General features: G+C 74.1%; 18 protein-coding genes. 11 read left to right on the top strand and 7 right to left on the bottom strand.

The genetic code is table 11. The annotated features are described in order from the left end of the window. Positions 1-79 precede the first annotated feature (79 nt). Positions 80-739, top strand: coding sequence for a response regulator transcription factor (locus ABZ714_RS17225; protein ID WP_358826054.1), 660 nt, complete (start codon positions 80-82; stop codon positions 737-739). A gap of 41 nt (positions 740-780) precedes the next feature. Further along, a complete protein-coding gene (locus ABZ714_RS17220; protein WP_358826107.1) occupies positions 781-2,028 on the top strand; it encodes an ATP-binding protein in 1,248 nt (415 codons plus the stop codon). Between the two features lie 310 nt (positions 2,029-2,338). Here ABZ714_RS17220 and ABZ714_RS17215 read toward each other — a convergent pair whose 3' ends face one another. Then, a complete protein-coding gene (locus ABZ714_RS17215) occupies positions 2,339-2,791 on the bottom strand; it encodes a DUF4442 domain-containing protein (RefSeq protein ID WP_358826053.1) in 453 nt (150 codons plus the stop codon). 149 nt (positions 2,792-2,940) lie between these two features. Between ABZ714_RS17215 and ABZ714_RS17210 the strand changes: the two genes are divergently transcribed. Beyond that, on the top strand, positions 2,941-4,044 hold the full coding sequence (locus ABZ714_RS17210; RefSeq protein ID WP_358826052.1) for a hypothetical protein: 1,104 nt from the start codon (positions 2,941-2,943) through the stop codon (positions 4,042-4,044). Positions 4,045-4,101: 57 nt separating this feature from the next. Here the strand turns inward: ABZ714_RS17210 and ABZ714_RS17205 are convergent, their stop codons facing one another. Further along, entirely contained in the window at positions 4,102-4,980 is an 879-nt protein-coding gene (locus ABZ714_RS17205) for a fused MFS/spermidine synthase (protein ID WP_358826051.1), read from the bottom strand. A 196-nt stretch (positions 4,981-5,176) separates the two neighbouring features. Next, positions 5,177-6,346, bottom strand: coding sequence for an elongation factor Tu (gene tuf, locus ABZ714_RS17200; RefSeq protein WP_358826050.1), 1,170 nt, complete (start codon positions 6,344-6,346; stop codon positions 5,177-5,179). A gap of 374 nt (positions 6,347-6,720) precedes the next feature. Here tuf and ABZ714_RS17195 point away from each other — a divergent pair, with 374 nt between their 5' ends. The 6 genes from ABZ714_RS17195 (at position 6,721) to lnt (ending at position 12,375) form a co-directional block, all read left to right on the top strand. Next, positions 6,721-7,446, top strand: a complete 726-nt coding sequence (locus ABZ714_RS17195) for a TVP38/TMEM64 family protein (protein WP_358826049.1) — start codon at positions 6,721-6,723, stop codon at positions 7,444-7,446. 150 nt (positions 7,447-7,596) lie between these two features. Beyond that, positions 7,597-8,469, top strand: coding sequence for an undecaprenyl-diphosphate phosphatase (locus tag ABZ714_RS17190; RefSeq protein WP_358826048.1), 873 nt, complete (start codon positions 7,597-7,599; stop codon positions 8,467-8,469). 218 nt (positions 8,470-8,687) lie between these two features. Beyond that, positions 8,688-8,876, top strand: a complete 189-nt coding sequence (locus ABZ714_RS17185) for a hypothetical protein (protein WP_358826047.1) — start codon at positions 8,688-8,690, stop codon at positions 8,874-8,876. Positions 8,877-9,018: 142 nt separating this feature from the next. Further along, the gene (locus ABZ714_RS17180; protein WP_358826046.1) at positions 9,019-10,212 is read left to right on the top strand and encodes a methyltransferase; all 1,194 of its coding nucleotides are present in this window, start codon (positions 9,019-9,021) and stop codon (positions 10,210-10,212) included. A gap of 56 nt (positions 10,213-10,268) precedes the next feature. Next, positions 10,269-10,712: a nuclear transport factor 2 family protein gene (locus ABZ714_RS17175; protein ID WP_358826045.1), complete on the top strand. Its 444-nt coding sequence runs from the start codon at positions 10,269-10,271 to the stop codon at positions 10,710-10,712. Between the two features lie 124 nt (positions 10,713-10,836). Next, a complete protein-coding gene (gene lnt / locus ABZ714_RS17170) occupies positions 10,837-12,375 on the top strand; it encodes an apolipoprotein N-acyltransferase (protein WP_358826044.1) in 1,539 nt (512 codons plus the stop codon). Between the two features lie 341 nt (positions 12,376-12,716). On the opposite strand, the gene ABZ714_RS17165 is transcribed toward lnt, so the two are convergent. Beyond that, positions 12,717-13,622: a Gfo/Idh/MocA family oxidoreductase gene (locus ABZ714_RS17165; protein WP_358826043.1), complete on the bottom strand. Its 906-nt coding sequence runs from the start codon at positions 13,620-13,622 to the stop codon at positions 12,717-12,719. 83 nt (positions 13,623-13,705) lie between these two features. Further along, positions 13,706-14,899, bottom strand: coding sequence for an FAD-dependent monooxygenase (locus ABZ714_RS17160; RefSeq protein ID WP_358826042.1), 1,194 nt, complete (start codon positions 14,897-14,899; stop codon positions 13,706-13,708). Between the two features lie 81 nt (positions 14,900-14,980). Here ABZ714_RS17160 and ABZ714_RS17155 point away from each other — a divergent pair, with 81 nt between their 5' ends. Together ABZ714_RS17155 and ABZ714_RS17150 are read left to right on the top strand one after the other, a co-directional pair. Continuing rightward, positions 14,981-15,616, top strand: a complete 636-nt coding sequence (locus ABZ714_RS17155; protein ID WP_358826041.1) for a TetR/AcrR family transcriptional regulator — start codon at positions 14,981-14,983, stop codon at positions 15,614-15,616. Positions 15,617-15,711: 95 nt separating this feature from the next. Then, positions 15,712-16,158 (top strand): hypothetical protein, encoded by a 447-nt coding sequence (locus ABZ714_RS17150; protein ID WP_358826040.1) that lies wholly within the window; start codon positions 15,712-15,714, stop codon positions 16,156-16,158. A 48-nt stretch (positions 16,159-16,206) separates the two neighbouring features. On the opposite strand, the gene ABZ714_RS17145 is transcribed toward ABZ714_RS17150, so the two are convergent. Both ABZ714_RS17145 and ABZ714_RS17140 read right to left on the bottom strand, forming a co-directional pair. Continuing rightward, a complete protein-coding gene (locus tag ABZ714_RS17145; protein WP_358826039.1) occupies positions 16,207-16,701 on the bottom strand; it encodes a hypothetical protein in 495 nt (164 codons plus the stop codon). Between the two features lie 239 nt (positions 16,702-16,940). Then, entirely contained in the window at positions 16,941-17,624 is a 684-nt protein-coding gene (locus ABZ714_RS17140) for a uracil-DNA glycosylase (protein WP_358826038.1), read from the bottom strand. Between the last annotated feature and the right edge of the window lie 42 nt (positions 17,625-17,666).

Below are 17,666 nucleotides of genomic sequence, written 5' to 3'. Positions count from 1 at the left end.
TTGCCGCGAAGGGTTGTTTCGTCTCTCTCAACGATTTTGCTTACACCGACGAAAGGTCCCCTTCGGGTACACAGGGGCCATGCGTGTACTGGTGGTGGAGGACGACGCGTTCCTCGCCGAGATGATTGCCGAGGGACTGCGCCGGGCCGCGCTCGCCGTGGACGTAGCGACCGACGGCCAGCGGGCCCTGCGCAAAATCGAGTTCGGGGAGTACGACGTCCTCGTCCTGGACCGGGATCTCCCGGGCCTGCACGGCGACGACGTGTGCCGATACGTGGTCGAGCAGCGGCTGATGACGCGGGTGCTGATGCTGACGGCGGCCGGGACGGTACGGGACCGGGTCGAGGGCCTGGGCCTCGGCGCCGACGACTACCTGTCCAAGCCCTTCGCGTACGACGAACTGCTCGCCCGGGTCCTGGCGCTCGGCAGGCGCGCCCGGCCCGCACTGCCACCGGTCCTGGAGGGCGCCGGGATCGTCCTGGACACCGCCCGGCGTCAGGCCAGCCGGGACGGGCGTCACCTTCAGCTCTCCCGCAAGGAGTTCGGGGTGCTGGAGGCGCTGCTGCGAGCCGAGGGAGCGCTGGTCAGCGGCGAGGACCTGATCGAGCAGGTCTGGGAGGAGCACACGAGCTACCGTACGAACGCGGTACGGGTGACTCTGAGCAAGCTGCGGGCCAAGCTGGGCGAGCCGCCGGTGGTGGAGACCGTGCCGGGCGCGGGCTACCGGATCGTCTCGTGAACGCCGTAGGGCCGCGGGCCGCCCGCCGTCGGACAGCGCCGCTGGCTCTCCTGCTGCCGGTCCGCAGCGAACGGGCCCGGCTGACCGCCCTGTACACACTGCTGCTGGTCCTCGTCGGCGCCCTGCTCACCGGTGTCGTGTACGTGCTGGTGCAGGAGGGCCTGTACTCGTCGATCAGCACGGCCATCAGGACCGCGGTGCCGGCCAGGCGCGTCCAGGACCCGTCCTCGCCCCGGCAGACCGCCGCGCCCGACGGGTCCACGATGCTGCCGACCGCGGCGTCCGGGTGTCCGGTGCCGACCGTCGGGGCGATCGTCCCGGGAGAGAGTCCGGCGATCGCGCGGGAGGTGAGCGACGCCGCCGAGTCCGCGGCCCTCGACCGGCTGCTCACGGTCTCACTGATCGTCTTCGTCTGCTACGCGGTCATGTCGGTCGCGATCGCCTGGTGGACGGCCGGCCGGGTGCTCCGGCCGATCGCCGTGATCACCGATACGGCCCGCCGGCTGTCGGGCGAGAACCTGCACGAAAGGATCGCCCTCGACGGCCCGCCCGGTGATCTCAAGCGGCTCGCGGACGCCTTCGACGACATGCTCGAAAGGATGGAGCAGCTCGTCTCCGCCCAGCAGCGGTTCGCGGCGAACGCCGCCCACGAGTTGCGCACCCCGCTGGCCGTGCAGCGCGCCGCCGCGGAGATCGGGCTGGCGAGCGACCCGTCCCCCGAGCGGGTGGAGCGGATCCGGTCGAAGCTGATCGAGGTCGCCGACACCAGCGAGCGGACGATCGAAGGGCTGCTGCTGCTCGCCACCTCCGACCAGGGCCTGCGGGAGCGCCGCCGGGTGGCGGTGCAGGAGCTGGCGGAGCAGGCGGCGGCCGCCCTGGCGGGCGAGGCGGCGGAGCGCAGGGTGAGCGTGTCCGTCCGGGCCCGGCCACTGACCGTCGACGGGGATCCGGTGCTGCTGGAGCGGCTCCTGCACAACCTGCTGGCGAACGCCGTCCGCCACAACGTGCCGGAGGGCCGGGTGGAGGTGCGGACCGGCCCGGAGGGCATCGAGGTGACGAACACCGGACTGCCGGTGCCGCCCGGCACCGTCCGGCTGCTCTTCGAACCGTTCCGCCGGCTGAACGAGCGCACCCACGGTCCCGGGGAGGGGGTAGGGCTCGGCCTGTCCATCGTGGACACGATCGCCCGCGCCCACGGGGCGAGGGCTTCGGCGACGGCCAACCCCGAGGGCGGCGGGCTGACGGTGCGGGTCGCCTTCCGGGAGCACCGGCCCGGGCCTCGGCGCTGACGAGGTCGTGGCGGTGGAGAGTGACGCCTCGCGGCTCCACCGCGTGAACCTGTGCGAGCCTGCCGGTGGTGCGACGGTCGTCAGTTCTCGCCGGGGTTCGGGGCAGCGGCCGGCGCTGCCGGGGGCCGGGGTGCCCGGTCGCGTGGGCGGGGAGTCACGCCGTTCCCGGGCCGTGGGCTCGCGGTGCCCCCGCCGGACCGCAGCGACCGGCGCCGGGCGTCCCCTCTGTCTTCGGCTCTGATCCCGGCCGTCGGCTGCGCGGGTGCCCGGGTAACGGGGGCGGGCCGCCGCACCGCCCGGCCGTACGAGGTCAGGAGTGGGGCCGGAGGGTCCAGGCGATGGTCATCACACCGGTGACATCGCCGTCGGCCCGCCGGATCTCGACCGTCACATCGAATTCGGGCCGCTCGCCCCGGTCCAGTTCGGCGAGGACGTCGGCGACCGGGCGGCCGAGTGTGGCGACCGCCGTGACCTCGCCCTTCGCCAGCTTCCGGTAGCCGATCTCGGCCCGTACGGCGAGCGGTACGGCCCGGTGGAGCTGGTCGCCGAAGGCGGCCAGCACGATCGCGCCGCTCGCCGACTCGGCGAGGGTGAACATCGCGCCGGCGTGCGGTCCGCCGACATGATTGTGGAACTCTGCCTGGTCCGGCAGTCGCAGCACCGCGCGTTCGGCGGTGGCCTCGTCGAACTCCAGATTGAGGGTCCGGACCATCGGAACGGTGGCGGCGAGCATCTCGGCGACGGACTTCTGATCAGCGCTCATGGCCGCGATGTTACCCACGGGTAGGGCGGTTGGCCATACCTTCGCGCGGAGTGACCGGCCGCCCGGGGCCGCCGCCGGGACGTCTCGGGGAGGGAGGGGCGGCGGACCGCCGGACGGCGGATCCCCGCCACCCCTTAGGGTTACTCGCCATGTGGCCAGGACAGCAGCAGCCGCCCGGGGGCGAGAACCCGCAGCACCAGAACCCGCCGGGGCAGGGCGGACCCCCGCCCGCCCCGTACCAGCAGCCCGGTTATCCGCAGGCGCCGAATCCGTATCAGCAGCCGGGGCAGCAGTCGTACCCGGGACCGGCGGGCTCCGGACAGCCCAACCCGTACCAGCAGCCGACGGTTTCGCAGTACGCCGTCTCCGAACCTCCGACCCGGCCGCCGGGGGCACCCCTGCCCTCCGGCGGGCCGGAGAAGAAGAAGACCGCGGCCGTCGCCGTCGTCGCGGCGCTGGCCGTGGTCGCGACCGCCGTGGTCACCGGTGTCGTCGTCCTCGGGGACGACGAGAAGGGCGGCGAACGGGCCGGTGGCGGGTCCGGCTCGTCGGCCGCGCCCAGTGGTACGGGGGAGCAGACCGCGTCCTCCGCGCCCCCGCCCGCGCCGCAGCCGACCGGGCCCAACCCTCGGGCGGGCAAGGACGCCGAACCGACGATCCCCGGCTGGAAGGTGGTCGTCAATCCCGGTCACGGCACGATGTTCGACGTCCCGCCGGAGTGGAATCTGATGGGCGCCGGAATGCAGTCCGGCTTCGAGGACGAGAAGAAGGGCGACGGCTCACCCGCCGTCGTGTTCTCCGCCCCCGCACAGCTCAAGCCCACCTGGTGTCTGGCCGACCTCAACAAGGACGGCAAGATGGAGGACTGGAGCCTGGCCGCCGCGGGCACCAGAGGCGGCCGGGGCGCCAAGAGCACCGCCGACGCCGCGTACAACGACGCCTACAACTGGGCCTGGGCCGCCTACGCCCAGACCGATCCGGACGGCACCGTGAAGGTCGTCAAGCCGAAGCCGTTCACCACCACGTCGGGGCTCTCCGGCAGCATGTCGACCGCGCGGGCCACCGGGACCAAGAAGCGCCACAAGTGCGAGACCGACGGCAAGTCGGTGGCCTTCAGCTTCAAGGACGCGCGGAGCGAGATCAAGACATTCGTGCTGTACGCCAATACGGGGATCGCGGACGAGTTGCCGGACGCCACGATCCAGCGCGTCCTCGGCTCCGTACGTCTGGCGGGAACGACCGCCGCACCGTGATCCGGCCCCCGGCCCCGGCTCCCGGCGACCGGGGGCCGGGCCGGGCCGGGGCGGCGGTCAGCCGATGCCGAACGCGCCCTCGGGCGGCTCCGGCGATCCCTGCGCGTCGGCGTCGGTCACCGGCCGGGCGTCCCCGGCCAGCCGGGCCGCCGCGGCCCCGTACTCGACCCGGGCCGGAAAGGCGTCCGCCGCCGTCCGCCGGGCCAGCGCCGCCGTGTCGAGGGGGCGGTGCGAGGCGAGCAGCAGCACATTGCCGAACCGCCGTCCCCGGAGGACCGAGGGCTCCGCGATCAGCGCCAGCTCCTCGAACACGGTTTTGAAGGTGGCGAGCTGGGAGCCGAGGAAGCCGAAGGGCGAGCCGTCGGCGAGATTGGCCGCGTAGACGCCGTCCGGGCGGAGCACCCGCTCGGCGGCGCGGGCGAACTCGACGGAGGTGAGATGCGCGGGCACCCGTGAGCCGCCGAAGACATCGGCGACGATCACATCGGCGCTCCGCGGGGGCGCGGACTCCACATGGGCGCGGGCGTCGGCGGCGCGTACGGTGATCCCCGATGCCCCGGGGAGCGGCAGGTGTTCGGCCACCAGGGCGATCAGGCCCCGGTCCGCCTCCACCACCTCCTGGCGCGAGCCCGGCCGGGTCGCGGCGGTGTAGCGGGGCAGGGTGAGCGCGCCGCCGCCGAGGTGGAGCACGTCGAGCGGCGCGCCCTCGGGGGCCGCCGTGTCGAGGAGATGGGCGATCCGCCGGGTGTACTCGAACTCCAGATGGGCCGGGTCGTCGAGGTCCACATAGGACTGCGGGGCCCCGTCGACCGTCAGCAGCCAGGCCCGGGCCCGGTCCACATCGGGCAGCAGCCTGGCGGTGCCGTGGTCGACGGTCCGGACGACGGGTATCGCCTCCGGTTCGGTGCCGGGCGGGCCGGATCGGTTGTTCTCCACTCCCCCATTGTCGGCGCGCCGGACCGGGCGCCGCACCGGGGTCGGGTCCGGGGATCCGGTCCGGGGGTCCGGGTCCGTCCGGAGTCCGGAGGATCCGGTACGGCCCCGGGACCCGTGCCGGGTTCCCGGGGCCGCCGGACCGGCGTTCGCGGCGCCGAGCTCGCGAAGGCGCGGCACCCGCCGTCGGCGCGCCGGTTCAGAGCAGGTCCGTCACCGTCCCGGCGCCGACCGTACGGCCGCCCTCGCGGATCGCGAAGCCGAGGCCCGGCTCCAGCGGGACGTCCCGCCCCAGTTCGACGGTGACCATGACGGTCTCGCCGGGACGGGCGACGGCCCGCTCGCCGAGGTCGATGTACCCGGCCACGTCCGCGGTCCGGAGATAGAACTGCGGCCGGTAGCCGGTGGCGACCGGGGTGGTCCGGCCGCCCTCACGGCCCGAGAGCAGATACACCCTGGCCGTGAACCGCCGCCTGGGGGTGGTACTGCCCGGCGCGGCCACCACGTGTCCGCGCCGGACCGCGTCGCGGCGCAGACCGCGGAGCAGCAGCGCCACGCTGTCCCCGGCCTCGGCGTACTCCATCGGTTTGCCGAAGGTCTCCAGACCGGTGACGACGGTCTCGGTACCGGCGCCCGGCACCTCGACCCGGTCGCCGACCCGGATCGTGCCCCGCTCGACCGCGCCGGTGACCACGGTGCCCCGGCCGGTGATGGTCAGGACGTTCTCCACCGGCATCAGGAACGGCGCGTCGGTGTACCGGACCGGCAGCGGCACATAGGTGTCCACCGCGTCGAGCAGCGCCTCGATCGACGCCGTCCAGCGGGGATCGCCCTCCAGGGCGCGCAGCCCGGAGACCCGTACCACCGGAGTGGTCTCGCCGCCGTATCCGTACCGGTCGAGCAGTTCGCGGACCTCCAGCTCCACCAGGTCGGCGAGTTCGCCGTCGCCCGCGTCGGCCTTGTTGAGGGCGACCACGATGTGATCGACCCCGACCTGACGGGCCAGCAGGACGTGCTCGGCGGTCTGCGGCATCACGCCGTCGACGGCGGAGACCACCAGGATCGCGCCGTCGAGCTGGGCGGCGCCGGTGACCATGTTCTTGATGTAGTCGGCGTGGCCCGGCATGTCGATATGGGCGTAGTGCCGGGTCCCGGTCTCGTACTCGACGTGCGCGATGTCGATGGTGATCCCGCGGGCGGCCTCCTCGGGGGCCCGGTCGATCCGCTCGAAGGGGACGAAGCCGCCGCCGCCGCGGTCGCTGAGGACCTTGGTGATGGCGGCGGTCAGGGTCGTCTTGCCGTGGTCGACATGGCCCATCGTGCCGATGTTGAGATGGGGCTTGGTGCGTACGTAGGCGGTCTTCGCCATGGTGATCGTCCTCGAATCGCCGTGCTCGGTGGAAGCGGACCCCGGGGGTCTGACCGACCCTCCCCCTGCGGGGTCCACGGACGATCCGGGAAGGGTCAGCCTCGGGCGCCGTCGGCGGCGAGGACGAGGGCAGCCCTCACCGCCGCCGCGACAGCGCGGCGATCAGCGGGGAGGGCGTACCGGAACATGCGCCGATCATGTCCGAGCCGGGGGCCCCGGTCGACCGGTTTTCGGTGCCCTCGGCGGGGCCGCGGGGTCCGGGCCGGTGCCGCGGTACGGCCCGGACGGGCGTACGGACGGGCCGCGGGAGGGCCCGGGCGCCGAGTGAGGCCCGCGTTACGGCGGCGGTCCGCCCCGTCGGTTACGCTCCCCGGATGTTCGAACCCGCGCCCGGGCCCGCCGCGAGCCCCCGGCCCGCCGCCTCGCTCGCCCTCCGCTGCGGCCGGGCCCTGCTCTCCCCGTGGTCACGCCTGTCCCTGCTGGCGCTGGTCCTGCTGTCGGCCGGGGTGCTCGTACTGCTGTACGAGCCGCAGCGGCTGCTCGCCGACGGCTGGCCGCCGTTCCGGCTGAGCGGACCGGCCGCGGTGGTCCTGTTCGCGGCGGCGTACGGGATCTGCACGGCAGCGTTCGTCCCCCGACCCCTGCTGAATCTGGCCGCGGGGGCGCTCTTCGGCTCCCAGGCCGGTCTGGTCTCGGCGGTCACGGGCACGGTCCTGGGCGCCGGTATCGCCTTCGCCCTCGGCCGGCTGCTGGGGCAGGACGCGCTGCGACCCCTGCTCCGGGGCCGCTGGCTGAAGGCCGCGGACCATCAGCTGAGCGCGCACGGTTTCCGCTCGATGCTGGCGGTCCGGCTCTTCCCCGGGGTGCCGTTCGCCGCGGCGAACTACTGTGCGGCCGTGTCCAGAATGGGCTGTACGCCGTTTCTGCTCGCCACCGCCGTCGGTTCGATCCCCAATACCGCCGCCTATGTGATCGCGGGCAGCCGGGCCAGCTCGCCCACCTCCCCGGCGTTTCTGATCTCCACCGGGTTCATCGTGCTCACCGGCGTGGTCGCGGCGGTCGTCGCCTGGCGCAAACGCCATCGGTTGAGCGGGAATTAACCGGACGTTCACCCCTTCGGGGGCATGGCCGTACATCTCCCTGCGGGACGGTACTCTTCCTGCCCATCGGCGCAGGACGGACAGCCCGCGCCCCGGGACGCCCCCGGGCCGCCGGACCGCGAACTCTTCCCTTGGGTGGCGTACTTCTTCATGTCGTGGTTTGAATCCCTCGTCCTCGGACTCGTCCAGGGACTGACCGAATTCCTGCCCATCTCGTCGAGCGCGCATCTCCGGCTGACGGCCGCGTTCGCGGGCTGGGAGGACCCCGGGGCGGCCTTCACCGCGATCACCCAGATCGGGACCGAGACGGCGGTACTGATCTACTTCCGCCGGGACATCGCCAGGATCCTCTCCGCGTGGTTCAGGTCGCTGACCGACAAGGCGATGCGCGCGGACCACGACGCCCGGATGGGCTGGCTGGTCATCATCGGCTCGATCCCGATCGGGGTGCTGGGCGTGAGCCTCAAGGACCAGATCGAGGGCCCGTTCCGCGATCTGCGGCTGATCGCCACGACCCTGATCGTGATGGGTGTCGTCCTCGGCGTCGCCGACCGGCTGGCCGCCCGGGACGAGTCCGGCGGCCGGCACCGGGCGCCGAAACAGCGCAAGACGCTCGGGGAGTTGACCGTCCGGGACGGTCTGATCTACGGGTTCTGCCAGGCGATGGCCCTGATCCCCGGGGTCTCCCGGTCCGGCGCCACCATCAGCGGCGGCCTGCTGATGGGCTACACCCGTGAGGCGGCGGCCCGTTACTCCTTTCTGCTCGCCATCCCGGCCGTGCTCGCCTCGGGCGCCTACGAGTTGAAGGACGCGGGCGAGGGCCATGTCTCCTGGGGGCCGACGGTCTTCGCGACCGTGGTGGCCTTTCTGGTGGGTTACGCGGTCATCGCCTGGTTCATGAAATTCATCACCACCAAGAGCTTCATGCCGTTCGTGGTCTATCGGATCCTGCTGGGAATCCTGATCTTCGCCCTGGTGGGAGCGGGTGTGCTCAGTCCGCACGCGGGAGAGTCCGCGGGCTGAGACCGGGCCCGCCGACAGGGCGGCAACAGGGCCTTGAGCGGATGACATACATCACGGCCGCCGGGCCGCCACTCAGGCAACCCGGCGCCGATTACCCTGCATTCATGCAGTTCAAACCGGCGTGACCGGGTGATTCGGAGGCACAGCGCCGGAAATTGGAGGCGTTCGGGGAGTGCGGCGGGGGTTCACGTCCGTCCGGGAGGCCGTAATCTGAGGTCATGTCCCCCCTTCAACGCGAGTCCGAGGCCGTCGTGCCGTCGGCGTCCGCCCAGTCCGCCGCAGAGCTGAACGCCCGTATCCGGGAGCTGTGGGCGGACGGACGGCTGCCAGAGGAGCGGCGCGGGGAGTACGAGGCCCTCGTACTGAAGTGGGCGACGGCGCTGGAGCACATCGAGCGCGCCGCCTGATCCTCCGGGCCTGAGCCCCCGGGCCTGTTCCGGGCCGGGTGACAGGCCCGGGCGGCGACCGGCCCGAGTCGCTCGGCCGGGCGGCAGGGCCGTGGCCGCCCGGTTCGGCGTCCCGCCCCGGTGCGGCTAGCCTGACTGCACGATGAACCGTCTGACCACGCCCTGGGGCGAGCTCGCCCTCACCCGCTTCCCCGAGGACCCCCGCGACCAGCTGCGCGCCTGGGACGCCGCCGACGAGTACCTGCTGCGGCATCTCGCCGACGAGGGGACGGATCTCTCCGGATCGCTGGTCGTCCTCGGCGACCGCTGGGGCGCGCTGACCGCATCGCTCGCCGGACACGGACCCGTCCAGCTCACCGACTCCTACCTGGGGCGGCGGGCCACCGAGGCCAATCTGGCCCGGACCGGGGCGGACACCTCGGCGGTGACCCTGCGGACCGTCCGCGACGAACCGCCGGGCCGGATCGACGTCCTGCTGGTCCGGGTGCCCAAGAGCCTGGCGCTGCTGGAGGACCAGCTCCACCGGCTGGCCCCGGCCATCCACCCGGGCACCGTCGTGGTCGGGGCCGGGATGGTCGACGAGATCCACACCTCCACCCTGCGGCTCTTCGAACGGCTCGTCGGGCCGACCCGGACCTCCCTCGCCGTCCGCAAGGCGCGGCTGATCTTCTGTACGCCCGACCCGGCGCCGGCCCGGTCTCCGAGCCCCTGGCCGCTGCGGTACGCCCTGCCGGGCGACATCGGGGCCATGGCGGGCCGTACGGTCACCAACCACGCGGGTGTCTTCTGCGCCGACCGGCTGGACATCGGGACCCGGTTCTTCCTCGGTACGCTCCCGGCGCCGCGCGGCGCGGTCGACGTGGTCGACCTGGGGTGCGGCAACGGAGTGGTCGGCACCGCGGTGGCCGTGGCCTCCCCGGACGCCTCGGTGACCTTCGTCGACGAGTCGTACTCGGCCGTGGCGTCGGCCCGGGAGACCTATCGCGACAACGTCCCCGACGGCGTCGGCCGGGCCGCGTTCGCCGTCGGCGACGGCCTCACCGGACTGCCGGACGGTTCGGCCGATCTGGTGCTCTGCAATCCGCCCTTCCACTCCCACCGGGCGACCACCGACGCCACCGCGCGGCGGATGTTCGGCGACGCCCGGCGGGTACTGCGGCCCGGCGGCGAGCTCTGGGTGGTCGGCAACCGCCACCTCGGCTACCACGTCCGGCTGCGCCGGATCTTCGGCGGCTGCGAGACCGTGGCGGGACATCCCAAGTTCGTGGTGCTGCGGGCCGTGGCCCCGGCACCGGCACCCTCCGCGGGTCGCCGTTCGCGGACCGGGACGCGCTGAGCGACCCGACCCGCACGGGTCTTGGCCTCCGGGTGCCGCTGCCGGAGACTTGGCCGATGACACAGCGCGTGGATCTTTCGACCGTGATGGACCGGCTGGCCATCGACGACCTGGTCACGGGGTACGCGGTGGCCGTGGACGACGGGGACTGGGGCGCCTTCGGGGCGCTCTTCACCGACGACGGCCGGGCGGACTACCGGTCGGCGGGCGGCGCCGAGGGCCCGGCGGCCGAGATCGCCGAGTGGCTGGCGAACACCCTGACCGACGTCCCCGTCCGCCAGCATCTGATCGCCAACCGCCGGGTGGACATCGAGGATCTGGGCGGCTATCCGGGTGACCGGGCCGAGCTCCGGGCGGACTATGTCTCCCCGATGCGGCTGGCCGCGGGAACGGATCTGGTCACCGGTGGCCGCTACCACTTCACCCTGGTCAGGACCGGTGCGGGCTGGCGGGTGAGCGCCGTCGTGGTCGAGGAACGGTGGCGGCGCGGCCCGGCGTGAGCCGGATCCGGACGCGCCGCCGGCCGTCCCGGGCCGCACTGTGGGCCTACGGGGCCGGGCCCGCCGCGGCCCCGGCCGCGAGTCCCGGCCACGGCGACGGCCACGGGGCGGAAGGAGGTCCCGTATGCGGATGCCGGGTGGCCGGTGGCGTACCGTCGCCGCGCCCCTCGCGGGTGCGCTGCCGGTCTTCGCCTTCCCCGTGCCGTCGCTGTGGTGGTCGGCGTACGCGGCCCTCGTGCCCTGGCTGCTGCTGTTGCGGACCGCGCCGACCGGCCGCCGGGCGGCGTACGAGGGCTGGCTCGGCGGAACCGGTTTCCTGGTCGCCGTCCACAGCTGGCTCGTCCCGAGTCTGCATATCTTCATCGTGGTGCTGGCGGCGCTGCCGGGGCTGCTGTGGGCACCGTGGGGATGGCTCGTCCAGGCCTGGCTGGGCCGTCGGGACGGACCCGGGGAGCCGTCGGCGGCACGCGCCACGGCGGCCGTCGCCGTCGTCCCCTCGGGCTGGCTGCTGATCGAGCTGGTCCGCTCCTGGCAGGGGCTCGGCGGCCCCTGGGGTCTGCTGGGCGCCTCTCAGTGGCAGTTCCCGCCCGCCCTGCGGCTGGCGTCCGCCGGAGGGGTGTGGCTGCCGAGTCTGCTGGTGGTGGCGGTGAATACGGCGATCGTCGTACTGATCGCCGTCCCCCGGGCGCGCCGGGCGACCGCCGTGGTGGCCGTGGCCGGTGCGCTGGCCGCCGGGTCGCTCGTGGTGTGGTCGCCGAGGCCGCACCCGGCCGGTACGGCGCGGATCGCGGTGGTCCAGCCGGGCGTGATCCACGGTGCGGAGGCCCGGTTCGACCGGGCGGAGCGGCTGACCTACGGGCTGGCGGGGCGGCGGCTCGATCTGGTGCTGTGGGGCGAGAGCGGTGTCGGGGCGGATCTGTCGGCGCGACCGGACCTCGCGGCCCGGCTGGCGGCGCTCTCCCGCGCGGTGGGCGCCGATCTGCTGGTGAATACGGACGCGCGGCGCGCCGGTGACGTCGGCGGTGGCGAGGGCGGGGGTATCTACAAGAGCGCCGTCCTGGTGGGACCGTCCGGTCCGACGGGTCAGCGGTACGACAAGACGCGGCTGGTGCCGTTCGGGGAGTACATCCCGTTCCGTTCGGCGCTGGGCTGGGTGACGGCGCTGGGCCGGGCGGCCCGCGAGAACCGGCTGCGGGGGACGCGCCAAGTGGTGATGGAGCTGCCGCCCGGCCCCGGCGATCCCGCGGGGCTGCGGATCGGCCCGCTGATCTGCTTCGAGACCACGTTCCCCGATATGAGCCGGAATCTGGTCCGCGGCGGCGCGCGGGTCCTTACGGCCCAGTCGTCGACCTCGACGTTCCAGCACAGCTGGGCCCCGGCGCAGCACGCGTCGCTGGCCGCGCTGCGGGCCGCCGAGACGGGCCGTCCGATGGTCCACGCGACCCTGACCGGGATCAGCGCGGCCTTCGGTCCCGACGGCGGCCCGGTCGGGCCCCGGCTGCCGGTGGACGCCTCGGCGGCCGTGGTCTACGAGGCCCCGCTGGCGACGGGGACGACGGCGTTCGTCCGGTTCGGGAACTGGGCGGTGTACGCGGCCGGGGCGGTGCTGGCGCTGGCGGGGACCGCGGCGCTCGCCCGGCGGCGCGGCCTACGGGAGCCGTAGACCACACCTCGCCCCCGGAACCGGAACCGGTACCGGGGTAGGGAGTTCCTGGGGGATCGGGCCGGATGGGCGAGCGGGGTCTGGTGCGTGCGGTCGCAAGGCGGAGGACGGGGGTTCCTCCGGGCCGCCAGGGCCCGGGGGGCGAGTCCACGCGGTGGGGGTACGCGCCCTGGGCTCCGCCCGGGAGGTGCCTCCACCCGCGCCGCCGGGCGCAGGGGGCCGTCGGCGACCGACGACAACGCCGGGGGTCCCTCCCGTGCCCGAAGGGCGACAGGGGAGAGCGGGCGTGCCGGGGCGGGCGAGCCCGGCAAGATCCACAAGAGACGGCCTGGCCGCCCGGCTCACCGGGCCTGTTCGAGGGCGCGGACGACGACCTGTTCGCAGAGTTCATGGGTGCGCAGGGCGTCCCGGGCGTCGGGGACCCGGCCCGCGCGGACGTCGTCGAGGAAGGCGAGGACGGCCTGTTCGATGCCGCGCTGCCGGGCGACGGGCACCCAGTCGCCCCGGCGCCGTACGCTCGGCTGCCCCTTGTGGTCGACGATCTCCGCCAGATTGCGCACCTCGCGCTTGGTGTCCTGGCCGGAGACCTCCAGGATCTCCTCGACCGATCCGCTCATGTGGTTCATCGTGCCGATGGCGGTGAAGCCGTCGCCGGAGAGCTGGAGGACGACATGGCGCAGCAGTCCGTCCTCGATCCGGGCGCGGACATCGGTATGGGTGATGGTGCCGGGGGCGAGGAAGCGGAGGGTGTCGACGACATGGATGAAGTCGTCGAAGACGAAGACCCGGGGGTCCTCGGGGAGGCCGACCCGGTTCTTCTGCATCAGGATCAGATCGCGCGGATGATCGGCGCACTGGGCGTAGGCCGGGGCGAGCCGCCGGTTGAAGCCGACGGTGAGCGTCGTGCCCCGGGCCTCGGCCAGCTCCACCAGCCGCCGCGCCTCGGCGATCTCGTAGGCCAGCGGCTTGTCGACGTAGGTGGGGATCCCGGCTTCGATGAGGGCGGTGACGATCCCGGAGTGGCTCGCCGTGGGGGCGTGGACGAAGGCCGCGTCGGGCCCGGCGGCGATCAGCGACTCCAGGTCGGTGTGGCGCGCCCCGGCGGGGACGCGGTACTCGTCGCCGACCCGGGCGAGGGTGGCGGGGGTACGGGTCTGGAGATGCAGTTCGACGCCCGGAAGGGTGCCGAGGACCGGCAGATATGCCTTTCGGGCGATGTCGCCGAGTCCGATGCAGCCGACCTTCACTGAGCCTCCTGTTGCCACCGCCGACCGCCGCCGGCCCCTCGCCGCGGTGCCGTCCGGTCACCCGTACGGGACCGGCCGGACCGTCACCCGTTCCGGGTCCGGTCAGCATACGTGCGGCCCGGTGGCCGCCAGTCGGCGATCCCGTCGAAGGCCCGCAGGGCGGCGCCGGGGACCAGCCGGGCGGCGAGGGCGATCAGGTTCTCCCGGAGGGCGACGGCGGGGGCGGCGCCGAGCGACTGGATCCGGCAGATCCGGGCCGCCTCGCGGACCACGGCGGTGGTGCGGGGCAGCCGGTCGGCGGTGTACGCGGCGAGGGCGGCGCCCTGGTCGGCGTCGGGGGCGCAGTGGTGGGCGAGGACGACGGCGTCCTCGATCGCCTGGTTGCCGCCCTGGCCGAGGGTGGGGGCCATGGCGTGGGCGGCGTCGCCGATCAGCACGGTCCGGCCGCGGTGGAAGGCGGGCAGCGGATCGGTGATGTGGTGGATGTCGTGGCGGAGTACGCCGCCGGGCTCGGCCGCGGCGACGAGAGCCGGGATCGGGTCGTGCCAGTCGCCGTACCGGCGCAGCAGTTCGGCCTTCTCGTCGGGCGCGCGGGTTCCGGCGGGGGCGAGGGCCGCCGCGTAGGCGTAGATCCGGCCGTCCTTCATGGGCTGGCTGCCCCAGATCCGGCCGGGGCCCCAGGTCTCGTGCGGCCGGATGCCGCCGGGGAGGCCGGGGACGACAATGCGCCAGCTGGTGAAGCCGGAGTAGCGGGGTCCGGGGTGGGCGGGGAAGAGGAACCGGCGTACTCCGGAGTGGATGCCGTCGGCGCCGACGACCAGGTCTGCCTCCTCCTCGGCGTCCCCGACGGCGACCACGGCCGGGCGTCCCCCGGCGGTCCCGGGGTCGGTGACCCGGGCGGCGGTACCGGTCCTGACCGCGTCTTCGGGCAGCCGGGTGAGGATCCGGTCCAGCAGGGTGGCGCGGTGGAGCAGCACCATGGGGCCGCCGTAGCGGGCGGCGAGCGCCTCGCCGCTGGTCCTGGCCAGCCATCGGCCGGCGGGGGTGCGCAGTCCGCCGTCGCCCTGCCAGGCGGCGAGGGCGCGGATCTCGTCGCCGAGCCCGACGGTGTCGAGGGCGCGCTGGGCGTTGGGGGCGAGGCCGATTCCGGCGCCGACGGGTTCGAGGGCGGCGGCTTGTTCGAGCACGGTGACCCGCCAGCCGCGCCGGTGGAGGGCGACGGCCGCGGTCAGTCCGCCGACTCCGCCGCCGATCACCAGGGCGCGCCGGTTCGGCATGATGACTCCTCACAGGTCGACTACAGCCGTAGTAGAACGGCACGCTACTACAGCCGTAGTGGGGGCGGTAGATTGACCGTCATGACGCCCCGAACCCCCGCCGGACCGACCCGCCCGGCACCCGCCGTGTCCCGAGCCGGGCTGATCGCCGATACGGCCCTGCGACTGCTGGCCGAACGGGGCATGCGCGGGCTCACCCACCGCGCCGTGGACGAGGCCGCGGGCCTCCCGCAGGGCTCGACCTCCAATACCGCCCGTACCCGGCTCGCCCTGCTGGAGATCGCGGTACGCCGGCTCGCGGAGCGCGAGGGCACCGTCCTGGGGATCCATGAACTCCCCGGGCCCGGCAGCGGTCCCGCGGCCGTCGCCGACGCGCTGGCGCTCGCCCTCCACCGCTGTCTGGCGCACCACCGGTCCCTGGTGGTGGCCCGCTACGAACTGGCCCTGGAGGCCACCCGCCGCCCCGAGTTGAGGGCGATCTACGACACCACCGGCGCCCGGCTGCGCGCCCCCCTGATCGCCCTGCTCACCGGGGCCGGGTCGACCGCGCCCGAACGGCACGCCCTCTCCCTGATCGCCTGGACGGACGGCCTGATGTTCACCTGCGCGGCCGGGTCGTACCAGGCGGAGGTCCCGGGGCTCGACGAACTCCGGTCGGGCTTCGCGGAACTCCTCGGCGGCATGCTCGGCACCCCGGGACGACCGGCCGCGGGCTGAGCCCGTCACCGCCGGAGCAGCGGCGCATCACTCGTACGAAGCAAACTCCGCGCGTACGACGGCACGCGCGCCCTCGCGCCCACCAGAGTGGCGGGGTGCCCCCGACGACGAACTCCGCCATCACCCTGGGCACGCTCACCCTCTGGGCCGCCGCGGGCCTCGCGGTCACCGGCTGCGTGAGCGTGTCACCCGCCGATCCGCCGCGGTCCGGCCCCGCGACCCGGACGAACGCCCCGCCGCCCGTCGTCGTACGGCCCCATATCGTCCGGCAGCCCGCGGTGGAGTCCCTGGACCGGCCGCCCGGGCCCACCCCGTCGTCCTCCGCGCGCCCGGCCGAGCCGGCGCGGCCGGACCGCCCGGCGCCGCCCGCCGCCCGGACCGTCCCCGACGACCGTCCGCGCCGGGTACCGCCCCGCCGTCCACCGGCGCTCCGGGTGACCCCGAGCACGGTCCCGGACGTCTGCGGCCTGGCGGAGACCTACGGCGGCTGGCCGCCCGACAGCCCCCAGGCCCGGATCTGCCGGGACGCGGCCCGCCGCTGACCGGCGCCGCCACGGCCCCGGCCGCCACCCCGGCGCCGCCGGGTCAGGTCAGCTCCCCCGCGACGCCCCGCCGTCCTGGTCGAGGCGGCGGGTCAACCGGTCGAGTGCCCGGCGGACCCCGGGGGCGTAGTCGTCGTCAGCCGGATCGCCCAGGGCTCCCAGCGCCGCCCGGGCCCGGTCGAGATGGAGCCGGGCCGCCTCCGGGTGGTGCAGTCGCAGATAGTCGGCGGCCAGATCGAGATGGAGTACGGGCCGGAGCGCGCGCAGCTCCCGTCCGGCCGCCTCCGGCGGTTCCGCCGGAGCGCTCTCGGCCGCCGCGAGGGCCCGCAGATCCCAGGCGAGCGTATCGCCGGGGTCGTCCTGGGCGTCCGCGAGATACCGGGCGAGCGTACAGCGGTGGAGGGCGGCACCGGACTCGCCGATCTCCGCCCAGAGCGCCCCGAACCGCTGCCGGGCCTCCTCCCGGTCGCCGCCGTGCAGCAGCATGGCCGTCTGCCCGATCCGGGTCCCGAGGACGTCGTCGTACGCCCGCTGCTGGGTCACCGCTGCCTCCCGCGCCTTGACGGGCGGCGCCGCGAAGGGCCGTCCGCCCCACCCGGTGCCACCGGTTCCACTGGAAGCGACGGTAGCCGCAGAACGCCGCGAACCGGGGCAGGCCGGGCGGCGGGGCCCGGCCCGGCCGACGACGGCCGACGGCGCCCCGGCCCCGTACCGCGAGCCCGGGAACGGCCCGCGCCCGCGCCCGCGCCCGGAACGGGCGGGGGCGCGGGTCGTCCGGAGGATCAGCCCAGGTCGGGGATGCGCCAGTCGATCGGCTCATGGCCCTGGGCCGCGACCGCCTCGTTGATCTGGGTGAAGGGGTGCGAGCCGAAGAACTTCTTCGCCGACAGCGGCGAGGGGTGCGCCCCCTTCACCACCACATGCCGCTCCTCGTCGATCAGCGGCAGCTTCTTCTGCGCGTAGTTCCCCCAGAGGACGAAGACGGCCGGGTCGGGCCGCTCGGCCACGGCCCTGATCACCGCGTCCGTCACCTTCTCCCAGCCCTTGCCCTTGTGGGAGTTGGCCTCCCCGCCCCGGACCGTGAGCACCGCGTTCAGCAGCAGGACGCCCTGCTGCGCCCAGGGCATCAGATAGCCGTTGTCCGGGACGGGCAGCCCCAGCTCCGCGTGCATCTCCTTGTAGATGTTCCGGAGCGACGGGGGGACCTTCACCCCGGGCCGCACCGAGAAGCAGAGGCCGTGGCCCTGGCCCTCCCCGTGGTACGGGTCCTGGCCGAGCACGAGGACCTTGACCCGGTCGTACGGCGTGGCCTCCAGGGCGGCGAAGACCTCCTCGCGCGGCGGATACACCGGCCCCTTGGCCCGCTCCTCCTCGACGAACTCGGTCAGCTCCTTGAAATAGGGCTTCTGCAGTTCGTCGCCGAGGACTCCCCGCCAGGACTCGGGCAGCAGGTCGGTGTCGGTCACGTCAAGAACCTCCGGAAAGCGTCGTGTTACCGAACACAGAAC

This window comes from Streptomyces sp. NPDC006798 (assembly GCF_040635975.1).
In the GTDB taxonomy this organism is placed as follows: Bacteria; Actinomycetota; Actinomycetes; order Streptomycetales; family Streptomycetaceae; genus Streptomyces.
The sequence above is the reverse complement of the archived record's forward strand: the minus strand, read 5'-3'. Positions and strand labels throughout refer to the sequence as shown.

What these genes read in the sequence shown, in the direction of transcription:
- ABZ714_RS17225 (WP_358826054.1), top strand. Translation starts at nt 80, where the DNA reads ATGCGTGTACTGGTGGTGGAGGACGACGCGTTCCTCGCCGAGATGATT.
- ABZ714_RS17215 (WP_358826053.1), bottom strand. Translation starts at nt 2,791, where the DNA reads ATGAGCGCTGATCAGAAGTCCGTCGCCGAGATGCTCGCCGCCACCGTT.
- ABZ714_RS17210 (WP_358826052.1), top strand. Translation starts at nt 2,941, where the DNA reads ATGTGGCCAGGACAGCAGCAGCCGCCCGGGGGCGAGAACCCGCAGCAC.
- tuf (WP_358826050.1), bottom strand. Translation starts at nt 6,346, where the DNA reads ATGGCGAAGACCGCCTACGTACGCACCAAGCCCCATCTCAACATCGGC.
- ABZ714_RS17195 (WP_358826049.1), top strand. Translation starts at nt 6,721, where the DNA reads ATGTTCGAACCCGCGCCCGGGCCCGCCGCGAGCCCCCGGCCCGCCGCC.
- ABZ714_RS17190 (WP_358826048.1), top strand. Translation starts at nt 7,597, where the DNA reads ATGTCGTGGTTTGAATCCCTCGTCCTCGGACTCGTCCAGGGACTGACC.
- ABZ714_RS17185 (WP_358826047.1), top strand. Translation starts at nt 8,688, where the DNA reads ATGTCCCCCCTTCAACGCGAGTCCGAGGCCGTCGTGCCGTCGGCGTCC.
- ABZ714_RS17180 (WP_358826046.1), top strand. Translation starts at nt 9,019, where the DNA reads ATGAACCGTCTGACCACGCCCTGGGGCGAGCTCGCCCTCACCCGCTTC.
- ABZ714_RS17175 (WP_358826045.1), top strand. Translation starts at nt 10,269, where the DNA reads ATGACACAGCGCGTGGATCTTTCGACCGTGATGGACCGGCTGGCCATC.
- lnt (WP_358826044.1), top strand. Translation starts at nt 10,837, where the DNA reads ATGCGGATGCCGGGTGGCCGGTGGCGTACCGTCGCCGCGCCCCTCGCG.
- ABZ714_RS17160 (WP_358826042.1), bottom strand. Translation starts at nt 14,899, where the DNA reads ATGCCGAACCGGCGCGCCCTGGTGATCGGCGGCGGAGTCGGCGGACTG.
- ABZ714_RS17155 (WP_358826041.1), top strand. Translation starts at nt 14,981, where the DNA reads ATGACGCCCCGAACCCCCGCCGGACCGACCCGCCCGGCACCCGCCGTG.